The 13,090-nt window shown below is 51.2% G+C and carries 12 protein-coding genes; all 12 read right to left on the bottom strand.

Going from position 1 to position 13,090, the window contains the following annotated elements:
• The 12 genes from DWV73_RS01870 to mutL all read right to left on the bottom strand — a co-directional run bounded on the left by DWV73_RS01870 (position 1) and on the right by mutL (position 13,064).
• Positions 1 to 1,077, bottom strand: a complete 1,077-nt coding sequence (locus DWV73_RS01870; protein ID WP_338126552.1) for an FtsW/RodA/SpoVE family cell cycle protein — start codon at positions 1,075 to 1,077, stop codon at positions 1 to 3.
• A 28-nt stretch (positions 1,078 to 1,105) separates the two neighbouring features.
• Positions 1,106 to 1,405 (bottom strand): cell division topological specificity factor MinE, encoded by a 300-nt coding sequence (locus DWV73_RS01865; protein ID WP_022359516.1) that lies wholly within the window; start codon positions 1,403 to 1,405, stop codon positions 1,106 to 1,108.
• 11 nt (positions 1,406 to 1,416) lie between these two features.
• A complete protein-coding gene (gene minD / locus DWV73_RS01860; protein WP_022359515.1) occupies positions 1,417 to 2,208 on the bottom strand; it encodes a septum site-determining protein MinD in 792 nt (263 codons plus the stop codon).
• A gap of 84 nt (positions 2,209 to 2,292) precedes the next feature.
• Complete coding sequence (locus tag DWV73_RS01855; protein ID WP_117795354.1) at positions 2,293 to 2,958, bottom strand: septum site-determining protein MinC; 666 nt, start codon at positions 2,956 to 2,958, stop codon at positions 2,293 to 2,295.
• A 14-nt stretch (positions 2,959 to 2,972) separates the two neighbouring features.
• Positions 2,973 to 5,873 carry a penicillin-binding transpeptidase domain-containing protein gene (locus tag DWV73_RS01850; RefSeq protein WP_117795352.1) on the bottom strand — a complete coding sequence of 967 codons (2,901 nt, stop codon included), beginning with the start codon at positions 5,871 to 5,873 and terminating at the stop codon, positions 2,973 to 2,975.
• Positions 5,866 to 6,384 (bottom strand): rod shape-determining protein MreD, encoded by a 519-nt coding sequence (gene mreD, locus DWV73_RS01845; RefSeq protein ID WP_022359512.1) that lies wholly within the window; start codon positions 6,382 to 6,384, stop codon positions 5,866 to 5,868. The genes DWV73_RS01850 and mreD overlap by 8 nt, the downstream gene beginning before the upstream one ends.
• The gene (gene mreC, locus DWV73_RS01840) at positions 6,365 to 7,219 is read right to left on the bottom strand and encodes a rod shape-determining protein MreC (protein ID WP_106999850.1); all 855 of its coding nucleotides are present in this window, start codon (positions 7,217 to 7,219) and stop codon (positions 6,365 to 6,367) included. Before mreC ends, mreD begins: the two co-directional genes overlap by 20 nt.
• Positions 7,216 to 7,962, bottom strand: a complete 747-nt coding sequence (gene radC, locus DWV73_RS01835) for a DNA repair protein RadC (protein ID WP_117795350.1) — start codon at positions 7,960 to 7,962, stop codon at positions 7,216 to 7,218. The genes mreC and radC overlap by 4 nt, the downstream gene beginning before the upstream one ends.
• 67 nt (positions 7,963 to 8,029) lie before the next feature.
• Positions 8,030 to 8,284: a DUF4321 domain-containing protein gene (locus tag DWV73_RS01830; protein ID WP_106999848.1), complete on the bottom strand. Its 255-nt coding sequence runs from the start codon at positions 8,282 to 8,284 to the stop codon at positions 8,030 to 8,032.
• Between the two features lie 135 nt (positions 8,285 to 8,419).
• Positions 8,420 to 9,718, bottom strand: a complete 1,299-nt coding sequence (locus tag DWV73_RS01825; RefSeq protein WP_117795348.1) for a methionine gamma-lyase family protein — start codon at positions 9,716 to 9,718, stop codon at positions 8,420 to 8,422.
• 241 nt (positions 9,719 to 9,959) lie between these two features.
• Positions 9,960 to 10,943, bottom strand: coding sequence for a tRNA (adenosine(37)-N6)-dimethylallyltransferase MiaA (gene miaA, locus DWV73_RS01820; protein WP_117795346.1), 984 nt, complete (start codon positions 10,941 to 10,943; stop codon positions 9,960 to 9,962).
• Positions 10,944 to 10,967: 24 nt separating this feature from the next.
• Positions 10,968 to 13,064, bottom strand: a complete 2,097-nt coding sequence (gene mutL, locus DWV73_RS01815) for a DNA mismatch repair endonuclease MutL (RefSeq protein ID WP_117795344.1) — start codon at positions 13,062 to 13,064, stop codon at positions 10,968 to 10,970.
• Positions 13,065 to 13,090: the final 26 nt, after the last annotated feature.

Genomic DNA, 13,090 nt, shown 5'->3' with positions numbered 1-13,090 from the left:
TTACTGAACGGTTACGTTATTTCGTTGCAATCCAACATTGAGAACAACTCCCATTCCGATAAACATACTGAGCAACGAACTAAGTCCGGAGCTTATGAAAGGAAGCGGAAGACCCGTGTTCGGGAAGATTCCCGTGGCTACCGCAATGTTGGCAAAACTCTGGAACGCCAGAAGCGCCGCCATGCCCGATGCAATCAGACGTCCAGCTGTGTCCTTTGCACGCGCCGCAATCCAGAGGCACTCATACACCAGCAGCGCATAGAGGGCAATGACCGCCACGCCGCCGACAAACCCAAGTTCCTCTCCGATAACAGCGAAGATAAAGTCTGTCTGTTCCTCCGAGAGGAAATTTCCATTCTTGACGGAGCTTAATGTGTTGTTAAAAAGCCCCTTGCCGCGCAGCTGCCCAGAGCCGATCGCCATCATGGAGTTATCCTGCTGACGATTCAGATCCGTAAATTCACTGCTGCTGTGAAAAATCTTTCCCATGATACGCTGTGCCTGGTATTTCTGGAGAAACGGGATGAATCCCTGCAGCGACAGATAGATAAGCGCCGCAAATCCAGGTACCCCGACCGCCACCGCACCGGCAATCCATTTGTAACTGATACCGGCTACATAAATCATGCACAGAATCATGAAGCAGATGACGATGGTGGTGGAAAGGTTCGGCTGTAAATATACCATGCCGACCGGAAGGGCACAGATAAGCGCCGTCATCCCCAATGTCTTTGGCTCATTGATTTTCTCCCGGTTTCTGGAAAGAAAATTCGCCAGGATGAGGATCAGACCGATCTTTACAAACTCGGACGGCTGGATCTGAATCCCGCCGATCCGCAGCCAGCGGGTCGCGCCCTTGGTGGTACGTCCAAACAAAAGAACTGCCGCCAGCATTCCGGCACAGACCACATAGATAAGCGTGGTAAATCGGAAATACTGATGGTAATCAATCAAAGACAGAACCAGACAGATAATCAGGGATACAACCACTCCGATAATCTGTTTTATCACAGAGGAACGGTCCTGATTGCTGGCGCTCCCGACAACCAAAATGCCGAGAACACTCAGCAGAATCATATAAATGAGGGCTCGAAAGTTGTAATTTCTAAATTGGTAATCGAATATCATGCTGTAAATGGCTCCTTAAAGTAAGAACCGGCACCGACGCACAGACCGCCGGGAATACCTCCGCCGGCTGTTCTGAGGATGTCCTCAGAATCCGGAGTGTCACATCCCCCGGATCAATCTCCAGATAACGTGACACGCTCCTCAGGAAATCTGCGCGAATCAGATCCAGAAGTTCCGGCGAACAGCCCGCCCGATCGGCAGTCAGAAGGTGTTTTAAACGCTTTCTGGCTATCTCGCCGGAATTCTTTTTCGTAAACAGTTCTGCAATCAGAATCATAGCGTCCCCTCCTATGCACGTTTGAGGAAGCCGGATATCCGGGACCAGAAGCCCGGAGACGCATCAAGCTGTATAAATGGTACCGATTCTCCAAGTATTCGTTTGCATATGTTTAAATATGCCTGCCCGGCATATCCATTCATGCCGACCAGCGGTTCGCCCTGATTCGTGGATATAACGATATCCTCATCGTCCGGGACTGTGCCAATCACAGGGACAGACAGAATATCCATCACATCATCCACCGACATCATATCGCCCCGGCGCACCATATCGCTCCGGATCCGGTTGATGATCAGGTCCATACGCCCGACCCCGGATGCTTCTAAAAGTCCGATGATCCGGTCAGCATCCCGTATCGCGGATACCTCCGGTGTCGTGACAATCAGCGCCCGGTCCGCCCCGGCGATCGCATTACGAAAGCCCTGCTCAATCCCGGCGGGACAGTCAAGCAGTATGTAATCAAACTCTTCTCTTAAGTCTTCTACTAATTTTATCATCTGCCCCGGACTCACGGACGACTTGTCCCGCGTCTGGGCGGAAGGTAATAAGAACAGGTCAGGATATCTTTTGTCTCGAATCAGCGCCTGCTTCATCCGGCAGTTTCCCTCGATCACATCGACCAGATTGTAAATAATCCGGTTTTCCAGTCCCATGACGACATCCAGGTTTCTCAGACCGATATCGGTGTCGATGAGAACCACCCGTTTGCCAAGCATGGCAAGCCCGGTGCCGACGTTCGCTGAGGTTGTCGTTTTGCCGACGCCTCCTTTTCCGGAAGTAATAACGATAACTTCGCTCATAGGAACATCCTCCTGTATTCTGTTTTACCATTTTATTCTACTCTAAAAAGTAGAATAATTCCAGTCTTAAATCCATTAAATACGCTAAATAAAATGAAAATAATCTAAAAAACTTTTTTTGACCGATTCTACGTCAATGTTTCCACCGGATACCGATGCAATCATCGGTCCGCGCCCCATCTTTTTACCCTGGCTGCGCGTTTTGGCTGTCAGATCAGCAATCCGAAGGTGCATCGGCGACATCTCCAGCGCGGTGATCACCGCGTCCTCACTTCCCGCCGCCCCAGCATGGGCGGAACCCGCCAGCGTGCCAAGAACGACGATATTGCCCCGTGCGCTGACACGCGCGCCGCGCTCCACATCCCCGATGATCACGATGCTCGCATCGGATTCCAGCAGATCGCCCCGGGATAAATTACCCTTATAGAATTGTCCCGTCCGGGCAGTCAGCTCCATCAGCCGCTCGGTCAGCGCCTTTTCACAGCGGGCGATGCGGTTAGCGTCAGTATCCAGCAGACAGAGAATCTCTATCTGGGAATTGGCGGTAATCGCATCCGTCACCTGCAGTTCCTCGATTGGGGTCAGTTCTCTCCCCTCCAGGGTCAGCGTCATCTGGGCGGATCCCCAGAATTTTTCACTTTCTTTAAACTTTTTCCCTACATCCTCCAGTAACTGTTCAAAGGGGGTGTCCGGATTCAGAATTACCGTCATACCGGACTTACATCCCTTTATTACTACGGAACTTTTCATAGTTCCATCACCTCTTAATCTCCATTGATTCGTTCATTGGACGCATCCAATGCTCCTGAATTCAGGATATCATCCAGACTCGCATAGCCATAGAAATAACGATATACGTGTTTTGCCACCATCGCTGCATTCGAAGAAGAATATCCATTCGGGATACTGACCGTCACCGAAATTTCCGGATTCTCATACGGTGCAAACGAAATAAAGAACGCGTGGTTGCCCCGTTTTTGGGACTCCTGCGCCGTACCGGTCTTACCGGCCACGTGTACGTCCAGACCATCAAACACGCGCTTGGTCGAACTGTTGGTAACTACCTGGCGCATACCTTGTTGGACTGCATCCCAGGTGCTTGTCTGGAAATCAAGGGTTGACGCCACAGCCGGCGAATAATCCTTGACCAGATTACCCTGGGAATCCGTCTCCTTATCAATCAAGCTCAGATCATAGACCGTGCCGCGGTTGGCAAGCGCCGTCACATAGCGGGCAAGCTGCACGCTCGCAAACTGGTGCGTACCCTGTCCCATACTGGAACGCTCCGGATCGGTATCACTGATAGACGGCGTCGCCTCCGAGATTTCAATGCCCGAAGTCCGGTCCAAACCGAACATGGTCGCGTATTTTTTCAGCGTCTCCAGACCTTTCTCCGGTTTGTAGCTTCCATCTGCCTCTGTGGACAGGCGGTGCGCCACCTCCGAGAAGAAATAGTTACAGGAATTTTCGATGCCTCCCACGACATTTAACGGTCCGTGGAAGCCCGGATATTTCCAGCATCGGATCGGATTGCTGACTTCCTCATAAATACCGGTACAGTTAATCATATCAGAAAGCGTGATTGCCCCCTCTTCCAGACCTGCAATCGCCGTGATCGGCTTGAAGGTGGAGCCTGGTGCTTTCAGTGTCTGCGTCGCATTGTTTCGCAGCGGCAGCGACTGATCGGCATTTAGCTGGGCAAAATAGGTGCTGTCCGAAATCCGGTTGTTGTCATAGCTTGGATAAGATACCAGTGCCAGCACCTCGCCAGTCTTCGCGCTCGTCACGACACAGCTCGCCGTACACGGGTCAAGTGCCAGCTGCGCCGGTGTGATCTCAATATTGCGGATCTTATTCATCAGGAACTGGTACGCATATTCTTCCCCGCTGACACGCAGCAGGTTGACCTCATTCTCATCGTATGCAAGCACATTCTGGGAATAGAGCGCCATGCAGAGCTCGCGCCCGGTCACAACATTGTTATTGATTAAATACTGATAAATCAGTTTCTCGAATGCCGGATCCTGTTCCAGATCACTGAAACAGTCGTCCAACAGTGCCGTGAAGACATCGTCCGCATTCGAATACCGGCTCTGGATGTCCAGCTTCGTCGTATCGATCCAGTTGTTGGCAATTCCATAATATAAGTATTCCCGCAGACTGATCGTACCGTTCTTCCACGCCTGATACATGTCACTGGACGTATCAATCGCATCACGCTGGACAATCGCCTTGTTGCTGGAAGAAAGATACGAATAGATATACTGCATATATGCCTGCATTTCCTCTGACAGCGCGTTCATCGGCGTTGCATTTTCAGACTGCAGTTCGCCCCGCAGTTCCTGTTCAATCCGCACGCGTGAGCTCTCGTACTTCTGATAAATCTGCTGTTCCACATCGGATGCCTCTTCGGAAGCAAAATTGTCAATCGAGAGGACGTTGTTGTTGATCAGCTGGAAGTATGCCTTCTTGATCGGTATCTTAATACTGGAAGAATCGATATAAGCGATATCTTTCTCATCCTGGTTGACAATCGTCTTTAACAAGACGCCCGCCAGCTGCTTCTCCAGAATGTGGTAAATACCCTTCTGAAGGTTCAGATCGAGGGTCAGCCAGATATCGTTGCCTGCCACTGGTGCGACTTCCCCAGTCACGCTTAGGATTCTTCCGACGTTATCTACATATGCCGTCTGGGAACCTTTCTTACCCTTTAATTCCAGTTCCATCGAGGATTCGATGCCGGTACGGCCTACTACATCATTTAACTCATAGTCATCGTTGACCGCCTTTAACTCCTCCAGACGTTCGCTCGTTACTTTTCCCGTATATCCAATGATCGGCGCAAAGTAGAGGCTTTCATTGTACACACGGATCGTCGATTCCTGTATATTGACGCCCACCAGATCGGCTGCGTGCTCTAAAATGTCTGCAACGGTCTCATCGCTGATATCCGTCGCGATCGTTGTCGATTCGTACTTCTGGAACGCGGTAAAACGCATCGTGTAGCGGATACCGACGATCTGCAGCGCCACCTCATCCGAAACATCGATCGGATTGCCGTCTTTGTCAAGCGGGCGCCCGTCCCGGTTCTTATCGTCACCGAGTGTCAGGTGGTACTCCTTTTTCATCCGCTCCAGCAGATCTGGCGCTGAAATGTCGGACGGGTATTTTCCATCTGAATCGTCCATCTCATCCACATTTTTAAGACCATAATAATCACGCAGGAATCGCTTGCGTCCGGACTGTGTCTCGGAGGTATACACGACATTTCCATCGTGATCGAGCGTAAGCTCTAAACTGGTCTGTGCGCTCTCACCGTGTTTATTCAAGATCGATACCAGATCGTAGAGCATCGTGTTCCACTGTGCATCCGTCTTGTACGCACCGGTATCCTGTATGGTAACGTCGTATGCCAGTTCGTTGTACGCCAGCACATTGCCGTTCCGATCGTAGATATTACCCCGCGTGCTGGCAGTCTTTATGACTTTTTCCGTCATCGCTGTATATGCATCCTGATACTCTTCGCCCTTGATGATCTGCAGGTTGAACAACCGCATCACCAATGCGGACGACATCAGGCAGAACACAACCGCCAGGACAAAAAGCCGGGAGGTAATCACTTTTTTGAACCATTCTCGCAGATATTCTTTCAGGTCATCAAACAATGTTCGAATCTCTCCTTTGTTCCCATTCTTTCAGTTTCCGGTTGATAAAAAGGAAAAACCGGTATACGACAAGCGTCGTAACCGTGGTAAATATGATCTCCGGGATAATGATGGAGACCAGATAATGCCCAAAATTCAGACGATTCCGTATCAGGAACCGGAATACATAGATGTACAGGTTATAGATTAAATCACTTGCCAGGCTCAAAAGCAGCGGCAGCGTGATGTAGTCTTCATAATAATACTTGTTGCAGATTCCACTGACATACCCCAGATTGATGAAAAACAGTGTATAAAAGCCAAATGGTCCACTGTAAAACAGATCCATAAAAAGACCTGCCACCAGCCCGTAGAACATCCCCCGCTCGCGCCCCTCAATGAAGCTGCACACAAACACCACAATCAGCAGCAGGTTCGGAGCCGAAGATAAGAAGGCGATCTGTGGGAACACGCAGATCTGGATCGTGAATGCCAGAATCAGCATGACAAGGTTAATCAGCAGCTTCCGCATTATTGTCGCCTCCATCCCCATTTTTCAGCTGGGTGATTACCAGTACCTCCTGCAGGTTATCAAAATCTGCAACTGGAATGATTGTACCGGATTTTGTTACGTTGTTGGCATCGGTCGTCAGCCCGGAGGCATAACCGATGAGAATGCCCGGCAGGAAAATATCACTGATGTTGGAGGTCACGATCTTGTCGCCCTCCTGGATATCTGCCTCTTTCTTGATATGGTCAAGTCCCAGCCGTCCATCCTGGTAAAGCGTCAGGTTGCCGGATACATTACAGGTATCGCCAGTCCGCAGGGACATGCCGCTGACGTTGCTGTCGTCATCGATGATCGCGCGGACAGTTGCATAGTTTGCCCCGACATCGGTTACAATACCGACCAGTCCGCCGCCTGCCATGACGTTCATATCTTCCTGGATGCCATCGTCCGCTCCCTTGTCGATCCGGAATACCTGAAACCAGTTTCCAGAGTCCTTTGCAATGACACGGGCGGCTATTTTTTTATACTGCATATATTCCTGATCAAGCTGATACAGCTCTCTGAGACGGTCTAACTCGTAAAGCTCCGACTGCAAGCGGTTGTTCTCTTCCACCATCTGATCCAGACGCATCTGGAGATTTTTGTTCTCCTCCTGCGCCTCCCGCAGGGAGGAAAAATTTTCAAGCGCATTGTAGAGACCTGTGCCAATCGCGTTGACGCCTGACTGCAGCGGTACCAGAACAAAACCGACACCCGTCCGAAGCGGCATCAGAAAGCTTGATTTGATAGACGTTGCTGTAATCAGCACAAGACAGAAGGCTGACATACCTGCCAGAATATACTTGCTGTTTTTCATAATGATAGTATTCCCCGTTCTTTGAAACTAAAATAGGCTTGTTCGCCGATAATCACATGATCCAAAAGCCGGATTCCCAGCATAGCGCCCGCCTCTTGAATCCGGACGGTCGTCCGCCGATCCTCCGCACTGGGGGTAGGATCCCCGCTCGGATGATTATGTACTAAAACGATGCTGGCTGCATGATAGCGCAGCGCCTCGATAAATATCTCCCTCGGAGACGCCGGAGAGTGATTGAAGGTTCCCCGAAACAGCAGGATATCCCGAATCAGCCTCTGCTTCGTATTGAGGATCATCAGGTGCATCTCTTCCTGCTCTTTGTGACGCATTTCCTCCATATAAAAGGCGGCGATCGCCTCCGGCGCCGTAAACGCAGGTGCTTCTGAAAGCGTCAAGGTGCGCCAGATCCGCTGTGACAGTTCTCCCACACACAAAAGTTCGATTCCCTTGACCCTGCCGATTCCTTTCTGCTCCATCAGTTCTGGAAGAGTCAGATGCAAAAGCCCTAAAATTCCCGGCGGCTGCGCCTGCGCCAGAATCCGGGTTGCCAGGGAAAGTGCCGACTCCTGCCGGTTTCCGGTCCGGATAAGGATCGCTAAAAGCTCGGCGTCCGTCAGTGCCCCAACTCCCTCCCTCTCACATTTTTCGTAGGGGCGGTCTTTTTCAGGGATATCTTTCATGGTAAGACGCCATCCACCGGCCGGTTCAGAACTTTTTACTGGTTTCTCTGTTTCTTTTTTCATTGATTGTCCTCCTGCGTGCCTCTCCTCTGCATACAGAAAGCCATTCCCACCAGGCGGGATTCTTTGATTAAATCAGACGATATGCGATCAGTGCAATGACAACGCCGATGATGCTCGCCATCGTCACCCGGATTGACAGACCAAACGTGATAACCAGGATTCCTAAATCAAGAACAACCGGGTCCATCAGACCGAAGGATTGTCCGTAATTCAGCCACGACAGTCCCCTGACGCCGGATGCCATATTTCCGATAAATCCACCTAACACAATCCCTGTCATCAGGAGCAGCAGAAGAATCCAGAAATTTTTTGCTCGATTCATGATACCGAATACCGTCCCTTTCTATAATCTTTATTATCTTAGCACAAACTGCCGGAATGTGTATAGACAGTCCGGCAGATTTTTTTTTAAAGTTTTCTTAAAATTAATTACAAAATCATTCAAAAAACGTCATTTCTAGTCGATTTTGAGCTGCTCAGGTTTTACTATGCCTGCATCCAGAAGCTTCTGCAGGGACATTAAAATGCCTAACTTCGCATGGTACCAGGTCAGTCCGCCCTGGAAGAAGACGCTGTACGGCGGTTTGATCGGACCATCCGCGGAAAGCTCTATCGAGGATCCCTGGATAAAGGCACCTGCTGCCATAATAACCTGGGAATCATACCCCGGCATATCCCACGGTTCCGGCGATACATAGCTGTCAACCGGCGCCGCCGCCTGAATGCCCTGGCAGAACGCAATAACACCCTCCGGTTTTCCAAACGTGATCGCCTGAATGATATCATAGCGCGGCTCCGTGCTGTTCGGAACCACATCAAAGCCCAGGCGCTCATAGACGTTTGCCGCAAAGATAGCTCCCTTTAATGCGCCGGATACAACGGTCGGTGCCAGGAAAAGTCCCTGGAAGAAGGACTGGTTGACGCCAAGACTCGCGCCGACCTCCCGTCCGAGTCCCGGAGAACCAAGGCGGTACGCTGCATTTTCGATGCACTGTCTGGTTCCGGCGATATAGCCGCCGATCGGCGCCAGTCCGCCGCCCGGGTTTTTGATCAGGGAACCGACTACCATGTCCGCACCGAGATCGCTCGGTTCGATCCGCTCAACGAATTCGCCATAGCAGTTGTCTACCATACAGATCACTTCCGGTTTGATGGATTTAACAAATGCAATCAGTTCACCGATCTGCTCTGCCGAGAGGGTTGGACGGGATGCGTATCCCTTGGAACGCTGGATGGTTACCAGTTTTGTCTTCTCGTTGATCGCCGCGCGGATGCCGTCGTAATCGAAGGTTCCGTCCGGCAGCAGGTCAACCTGACGGTATGAAATGCCGTACTCCCGCAGGGAACCGTTGGACTCGCGGATGCCGATCACTTCCTCCAGAGTATCATACGGTTTTCCCACCGGCGAAAGCAGCTCGTCGCCCGGGCGCAGGTTTCCGGCTAATGCCGTGTAGAGCGCGTGCGTTCCGCACACGATCTGCGGGCGCACCAGCGCGTCCTCAGTGTGGAATACATCCGCATATACCTGTTCCAGCGTCTCACGTCCAAGGTCGTTGTAACCATATCCGGTTGTACCGGAAAAATGAATATCGCTGACGCGGTTTTTCTGCATCGCAGCGATTACCTTTAACTGATTGTACTCTGCATTGCCATCGATCTCTGTGAAACGGTCTTCCAGAGCCGCTTCGATTCTGGCTCCATATTCAAGCACTTCTTTCGAAATACCGAGGTCGCCATACATTTTCTCTAACTCCATGGTGCTTCCTTTCCTGTTGTCGGTTATTCGTAACTGTTCAGTACCTTCACAGTCACGCGCAAAAATCCATTAAAAATTGCCTACGGCAATGGGATTTTTGCCTGCTGACCCATGTTTTCGTACGGTCAGCGCAGTAAATGCGCAGACCTACTGAACAGTTACGGTTATTCTATAATTCTTTTTTTGTTTCTTTATCTTTTCTTGATTTTTACGACTTATAATTTGGAGTGTTCCATCCATCTTATGAATCATACTCCATAATCCCCGCTTCCGCCGCTAATTCCTGCAGAATATGTTCCAGCACGCGTTCCCGGTCATTATCAAATTCCGGCAAATATAAGAAACGCACGTCGCGTTCCCGCCGGAACCAGGTAAGCTGACGTTTCGCAAAATGGCGCGTATCGCGTTTCAGGATATTGACCGCTGTCTCCAACGACATTTCGCCATTTAAATATGCCAGAATTTCTTTATATCCAAGTCCCTGCATCGCCACTGAATCACGGCGACAGCCCATCGCCTGCAGCTGCCTCACTTCCTCGACCAGTCCCTCTTCCATCATCTCATCGATCCGCTTCTCGATCCGCTCATAGAGAACCGTCCGATCGGTATTTAATACATAATAGAAGAAATGGTACGGTGAAGTCTTTGCCCGCTCCGCCTCATTGTGGGCAGAAATCTTCTCGCCCGTCTGCTCATAATATTCCAGCGCGCGGATCACACGTTTTACATTGTTTGCGTGGATCGCCTCCGCCGATTCTGGATCGACCGCCCGCAGGCGCTCATGCAGGACTTCCGCCCCCTGTTCGGCTGCCAGGCGTTCCATCTCCTCCCGAAACTGCGTATTTTCATCGATCTGGGTGAAATCAATATCATTGAGCAGTGCCTGAATATAAAAGCCGGTTCCACCTGCCACGATCGGAATTTTTCCGCGGCTGTAAATATCTTCCGCCGCCGCGCGGGCAAGCGCCTGAAACCGCACGACATTGAAATCCTCAGTCGGCTCTAAAATATCGATCAGATGGTGCGGCACACCGTCCATCTCCTCCAGGCGTATCTTTGCCGTACCGATATCCATGTGGCGGTACACCTGCATCGAATCCGCGCTGATGATCTCGCCGCCGATCCGCCTGGCAAGCTGAATGGACAGCGCCGTTTTTCCGACTGCCGTCGGTCCGGTCAGGACAATCAGGGGCTTTTTTTCAGCCGCTTGTTCCAGATTTCCCATAAGACTTTCTCTCCTTTTAATGGGTTATACAATCCGTTTGAATTTCTTCTCCAGCTCATATTTGCTCATCGATATGATCGTTGGGCGTCCATGTGGGCACGCATACGGATTTTTGAGTTCCAGAAGCTCATCGATCAGCTTGTCCGCTTCGGCAAATGATAATGTGTGATTGCCCTTGACCGCCGCCTTACACGACATCGTCGCCACACGCTCATTGATGAGATCCGGGGTTCCGCTTCCATTGCCCTCCGCCAGATCGTCGATCATCTCCATCAGAAGCTCGCGTTTTGCGACGGAAAAGAGGTTCGCCGGAACGGCACGCACCGCGTACTCCTTGCCGCCAAACGGCTCAATCTCAAATCCGATCGAGGTAAAATGTTCCATATACTGCTCTAATTTGAGCTGCTCACTGCTGTTGAGACTCAAAATGATCGGCGGATCGATCATCTGGGAGGTGTACTCCCTCTTTTGAAGGGATGCCATCGTCCGCTCATAGAGGATTTTCTCATGCGCCGCATGCTGATCAATGATGTACAGATTATCATGATACTCCACCAGCCAGTATGTGTCAAACAGCTGTCCAATCAGGCGGTGGTTCGCACGCGCCGGTTTGGTCAGGAGTTTATCTTCAAACAGATCCATCTGACGGGGCTTTTCAGATGGGGCGGACTGGGTCGTTCCCGTTGAAACAGATGCAGGAGATGCAGCTTGCCCCGCTGAAGCTGAGATGGATTCGCTGGAAGGTGCTGACGTGGCCGGCTCTGGCAGATCTGACTCTGTATTAATTGAAACATTTTCAACTCTGCCGGTTGTGTCGGTTCTTCCAAACACTTCATCGAACCGCCCCGTTCCTGACACAGCCGCATTTGATCCGCTGCCGTTTTCAGCCCCATATCCCGGCATATCTTCCGAGACCGACATCATTTCTGCCTGCGACGCTCCCAGACGTTTCGTCTCAAACGGTTCCGGATGTTCCTCACGGATACGGACCGGTTTTAAGGACGGACGGCTGCCCTGGCTGCTTTCCATCTTTCTGGTTGGAAGCTCCGGCAGCACTCCCTTTTCCAGCCCCGGAATCTTCAGCTCTTTCTCTGCATTCTTCTCATTCTCCAGCGAAACCGCCGGAATCAGTTCCCGGTTAGCGAGTGCCATCGCGATCGTATGGTAGACCGTCCGGTAGATCTGTTCGCCGTCTCTGAAACGGATCTCCATCTTCGCCGGATGGACGTTGACGTCAATATACGACGGATCGATCGTAAATTGCAGCATCGTAAATGGATACTTGTGCTGCATCATGAACGGTTTATATGCGTCCTCGATCGCCTTTCCGATGATACTGCTCTTGATATAGCGTCCGTTGATGAAATAATTTTCATACGTGCGGTTGCCGCGCGCGATCAGCGGCTTACCGATGAAGCCGCCTACCCGGATCGGATCAGCTCCGGCATCCACCTCAATCAGGTTTGCCGTGATCTCGCGTCCAAAGACCGCATAAATTATATCTTTTAAGTTATGATTTCCAGAGGTATGGAGACGGCTCTGGTTGTTATTGATGAAACGGATGGAGATTTCCGGATGCGACAGGGCAATCTTTTCGACTAAATCTGCCACATGGGACCCTTCTGTCGCCGGCGTCTTTAAAAACTTCCGGCGTACCGGTGTATTGTAGAACAGATCTCTGGCGATAAAGGTCGTACCTTCCGGCGCACCGACCTCCTCCAGTCCCAGTTCCTCGCCGCCCTCGATGCGGTAACGGGAACCGCTGATCGAATCGTTTGTTTTCGTGATCAGTTCCACCTTCGCCACCGACGCGATCGACGCCAGCGCCTCGCCGCGGAACCCTAACGATGCCACCTGAAACAAATCCGACGCCGTCCGGATCTTGCTGGTCGCATGGCGCTTAAATGCCAGTGGGATCTCCTCGCGCACAATGCCGCTTCCGTTATCCGTCACCCGGATCGTCTGCAGACCGCCGCCCTGAATCTCCACCGTGATCGCCGTCGCCTTCGAATCGATCGCATTCTCCAAAAGCTCCTTGACAACCGACGCCGGCCGTTCAATGACCTCGCCGGCTGCAATCTGATTGATTGTATTGGAATCCAAGACCTGAATCGCAGCCATCTATCTCCTCCACATCCTTCCTAAAC

The organism is Clostridium sp. AF12-41 (genome assembly GCF_003461685.1).
Classification (GTDB): domain Bacteria; phylum Bacillota; class Clostridia; order Lachnospirales; family Lachnospiraceae; genus Otoolea; species Otoolea fessa.
The sequence above is the reverse complement of the archived record's forward strand: the minus strand, read 5'-3'. Positions and strand labels throughout refer to the sequence as shown.

Bases quoted from the DNA above. Each gene is read 5' to 3' on its own strand.
- DWV73_RS01865 (WP_022359516.1), bottom strand. From the start codon at position 1,405: ATGATTCTGATTGCAGAACTGTTTACGAAAAAGAATTCCGGCGAGATA.
- minD (WP_022359515.1), bottom strand. From the start codon at position 2,208: ATGAGCGAAGTTATCGTTATTACTTCCGGAAAAGGAGGCGTCGGCAAA.
- DWV73_RS01855 (WP_117795354.1), bottom strand. From the start codon at position 2,958: ATGAAAAGTTCCGTAGTAATAAAGGGATGTAAGTCCGGTATGACGGTA.
- DWV73_RS01870 (WP_338126552.1), bottom strand. From the start codon at position 1,077: ATGATTCTGCTGAGTGTTCTCGGCATTTTGGTTGTCGGGAGCGCCAGC.
- radC (WP_117795350.1), bottom strand. From the start codon at position 7,962: ATGAAAAAAGAAACAGAGAAACCAGTAAAAAGTTCTGAACCGGCCGGT.
- DWV73_RS01825 (WP_117795348.1), bottom strand. From the start codon at position 9,718: ATGGAGTTAGAGAAAATGTATGGCGACCTCGGTATTTCGAAAGAAGTG.
- DWV73_RS01830 (WP_106999848.1), bottom strand. From the start codon at position 8,284: ATGAATCGAGCAAAAAATTTCTGGATTCTTCTGCTGCTCCTGATGACA.
- mreC (WP_106999850.1), bottom strand. From the start codon at position 7,219: ATGAAAAACAGCAAGTATATTCTGGCAGGTATGTCAGCCTTCTGTCTT.
- mreD (WP_022359512.1), bottom strand. From the start codon at position 6,384: ATGCGGAAGCTGCTGATTAACCTTGTCATGCTGATTCTGGCATTCACG.
- miaA (WP_117795346.1), bottom strand. From the start codon at position 10,943: ATGGGAAATCTGGAACAAGCGGCTGAAAAAAAGCCCCTGATTGTCCTG.
- mutL (WP_117795344.1), bottom strand. From the start codon at position 13,064: ATGGCTGCGATTCAGGTCTTGGATTCCAATACAATCAATCAGATTGCA.